The organism is uncultured Demequina sp. (assembly GCF_913055775.1).
Lineage (GTDB): Bacteria > Actinomycetota > Actinomycetes > Actinomycetales > Demequinaceae > Demequina.
Genome location: NZ_CAJXJX010000182.1, coordinates 1 through 3729 on the forward strand (window position 1 = coordinate 1; position 3729 = coordinate 3729).

General features: G+C 70.1%; 3 protein-coding genes. 2 read left to right on the forward strand and 1 reads right to left on the reverse strand.

Annotated elements, in window-relative coordinates:
* The coding region (locus QZ483_RS13110; RefSeq protein WP_297084742.1) for an FGGY-family carbohydrate kinase at positions 1–1178 on the forward strand (1178 nt) is incomplete at its 5' end.
* Here QZ483_RS13110 and QZ483_RS13115 read toward each other — a convergent pair.
* Positions 1175–2344, reverse strand: coding sequence for an ROK family transcriptional regulator (locus tag QZ483_RS13115; protein WP_297084744.1), 1170 nt, complete (start codon positions 2342–2344; stop codon positions 1175–1177). The two genes, QZ483_RS13110 and QZ483_RS13115, sit on opposite strands and share 4 nt — an antisense overlap.
* A gap of 196 nt (positions 2345–2540) precedes the next feature.
* Here QZ483_RS13115 and QZ483_RS13120 point away from each other — a divergent pair, with 196 nt between their 5' ends.
* A complete protein-coding gene (locus QZ483_RS13120; protein ID WP_297084746.1) occupies positions 2541–3698 on the forward strand; it encodes a substrate-binding domain-containing protein in 1158 nt (385 codons plus the stop codon).
* The last annotated feature ends 31 nt before the right edge of the window (positions 3699–3729 follow it).

The following is a 3729-nucleotide window of genomic DNA, read 5'->3' on the forward strand; positions in this document are numbered from 1 at the left end:
TGCGGTGGTCGATCGCGCACCTGCACCAGGCGATCCTCGACGACGAGGCCCACGTGCCGTCGATCGACTCGTTCACGACCCTCGCCGGCTACGTCCACTGGAAGCTCACGGGCGAGCGTGTCCTGGGCGTGGGCGACGCCTCCGGCATGTTCCCCATCGACCCCGCGACGCGCGACTACGACGCCGCGATGCTTGACACGTACGCCGGCCTGGTCGAGGACCGTGGCATCGACCTGCGCGCAATGCTGCCGCAGGTGCTCGTCAACGGCGCCGACGCGGGCTCGCTCACCGAGTCCGGCGCGGCCCTGCTGGACCCCACCGGCGCGCTGAGCGCCGGCATCCCGCTTGCCCCGCCTGAGGGCGACGCCGGCACCGGGATGATCGCGACCAACGCCGTCGCACCGCGCACGGGCAATGTCTCGGCTGGAACCTCGATCTTCGCGATGGTCGTGCTCGAGGGCCCGCTCGCGAGCGTCCACGAGGAGATCGACCTCGTCACCACGCCCGCCGGCGATCTGGTGGCGATGGTCCACTGCAACAACGGGGCCTCCGAGCTCGGTGCCTGGGCAGGGCTGTTCGGCGAGTTCGCGGAGGCGCTGGGAAGCCCGGCCGATGCGGACGCCGTCTTCGGTGCGCTCCTCACCCGGGCGCTTGAGGCCGATGCGGACGCCGGTGGCGTCCTCGCCTACAACACCCTGTCGGGCGAGCCCATCGCGGGACTCGACGAGGGCCGTCCACTGGTGGTCCGCACCCCGGACGCGGGCTTCACGCTTGCGAACTTCATGCGCGCGCAGGTGTATGGGGTGTTCGGCACACTGAGCCTCGGCATGGAGGTGCTCGCGCGCGAGGGCGTAGCGATCGATCGCATGTTCGCGCATGGCGGCATCTTCCGCACCGCGGGCGTCGCGCAGCGCTTCCTCGCTGCGGCCATCGGCGCCCCGGTCGCTGTGGGCGACACCGCTTCCGAGGGCGGCGCGTGGGGCATGGCCGTGCTCGCGGCCTACCGCCAGGCGCCGCTGGGCATGGACGTGACGACCTTCCTCGACGAGAAGGTGTTCGCCGGCGCGGACGTCTCCGTAGTCGATCCGGTCGCGGAGGACCTCGCGGGCTATGCCGCATACCTCGAGCGCTACCGCAAGGGACTCGCCGTCGGTCGCGCCGCGGTCGAGGCGATCTAGCTCTGTGCCACTGCGGCAACGGCTGCCGCGTCGAGGGTGCCCGCCGCCGGGAGGTCATTGAGTTCGTCGACGTCAACGCCGAGCTCGACGTACACCGCATGGAGCGCGCCCGCTGCGGCCCCCGCTGCCCCGGCGAAGTCGCCCAGTGCCGTCGACGTGAGCCGGGGCGCGACGTGCAGCGCGTTGGTCAGCTCGTTCTGGTAGGACTCCAGGTCCGCCGCGAGCGACTTGGCAATCCCGCCGCCGAGCACGATGACATCGGGATCCGAGGCAACGGAGACTGCGCACAGTGTGAGCACGAGGGCCTGGTCGAAACGGTCACGGACGTTGCGCAGCTCGTCTGGCGGGTCGGCGCGGAAGAGTGCGGCCGGTTCGCTCACGTCGATGCCGGCCGCGGTCGCCATGCGCGCGATGCCCGGCCCCGTCACCGACGCCTCGAGTCGCGTGCCCCCCGGGCCGGCCGGCAGCTGTCCGAACTCGCCGACGAGTCCGCGGCGACCCTGCAGCAGACGGCCGTCGACGGCGAGACCCACGCCCAGGCCGGCGCCCAGCGTCACCATCGCGGCGCTGGCCAGCCCGCTCGCGGCCCCGAAGCGCATCTCGCCCAGAAGGGCGTAGTTGGCATCGTTGTCGATCCGCAGGGGCTTGTTGATCGCGCGCGCGCACGCGTCGAGGAACGTGGGGTCCTCGACCTGAGGCAGGTTGGGAGCGTTCGAGACCGACGGCCCCTGATGGCTCACCGCGCCGGGAAGGCCGAGCGCGACCGCGCGCACATCGCCCCATCGAGCGCCCGCGAGGCTCTTCGCGAGCTCGGCGATCCAGAGTGCAAGGTCTTCCGCGCTCGCGCCCACCTGAGTCGCGACATCGACACTCGCCAACGGGGCAGCGGTCAGATCGACGAGGACGGCTCGGGTACGCGATCCCCCCACGTCGATGCCGAGCGCCAGGTGATCGCCCGACTCGATGTCGAGCAGCACCTGGCGGCGCCCACGCCGCTCCTCGACAAGGGCGGATCCCTCGTGGACCAATCTATCGGCGATCAGTCCGTCGACCGCACGGGAGACCGTGGCGGGGGAGATCCCCGTTGCGCTCGCGAGCTGCTTGCGGCTCGACGGACGGGCGCGCAGAAGTGCGGCGACGATCTGACCACGAGTCGCTTCGCGCACGGGCACCCCCTATTTGCGTTCACTGTGCGTCCAAAGCCTACGGGATCGATGGAGGCGCGACGCGAAAGCGGCACGGAGGCCGCAACAAGAACGTTACATGGAACTGCTTGACATTGTTTGCGTGATGAACGCAAACTAAATCCGGCTTCGACCCCAGTCGGTGCCGACGACAGCCCAGGAGAGCAGAGGTCCCCCCATGAACAAGCCCATCACCCGCCGTCGCAGCGCTGTGATCGCCGGCGCGCTCGCCGCGAGTCTCGCCCTCGCGGGCTGCAGCTCGGACGCCGAGCCGGAAGGCGACAGTTCCACTGCGTCGCCTGCTGGTGACGACGTCAACGCCGTCGCTGACGACGCCACCAGCCCCAGCCTCGAGTTCGCAGGCCCGAATGGAGAGGTCCCCGGGACCCTCGACGAGCTGGTTCTCACCGAAGACGAGAGCGCCGCCGTCGCCGACGGCGACTACACCGCGGCCTTCGTGTGGCACACGTCGTCCGAGTTCGTGTCGGCCGTCGAGAAGGGCGCCGTTGCGCAGTTCGAGGACCTCGGCATCGAGGTCGTGGCCTCCACCGAGGCCGGGTTCGACGCCGCGACGCAGGCCAACAACGTTGAGTCCGTCATGGCTCTCGAACCCGACATCATCGTCGCGATCGCGGTGGACCCGACCTCCGCCGCGCAGTCGTTCCAGCCCATCGTCGACTCCGACACCACCCTGGTGATCATGACCACGCCCCCCGCCGGGTACACCGCCGGAGAGGAGTTCGTGGCGATCGTGACCGAGTCGCTGACGGATGCCGGACGCGCGAACGCGGAGCTGCTGGGCGATGAACTGGGTGGCGAGGGCGAGGTCGCGTACCTGTTCCACGACGCCGACTTCTGGTTCACCAACCAGCGTGACGAGGCCTTCAAGGACTGGCTTGCCTACTCGTATCCCGAGATCGAGATCGTGGCTGAGCAGGGCTTCACCGATGAGGCTCGCACGGAGGAGATCGCCGCCGCACTGCTACTGCAGAATCCCGACCTCACCGGCGTTTACGTGCCATGGGCGACCGCCGCTCAGGGCGTGCTCGCCGCGGTGAAGGCGGCCGGGCGCAGCGACGTCAAGATCGTCACCAACGACCTCGACACGACTCTCGCGGCGGACATGAACGCCGGCGGGCCCGTGGTGGGCCTCGTGGGCAACGGCTCACTCGACATCGGCCGCGGCCTCGCCATCGCCGCCGCCTACGATCTTCTCGACAAGGAGGCGCCCGCATTGGTCGCGTCACCTCCGGTGAAGGTCACCGTCGACAACCTCGTCGATGGCTGGCTGGCGGACTACGGTGCCGAGCCTCCGTCGTCCGTGACCGGCGACTGACGGCAGCGGCGGGGCGCCCCGCCCCCCCCCC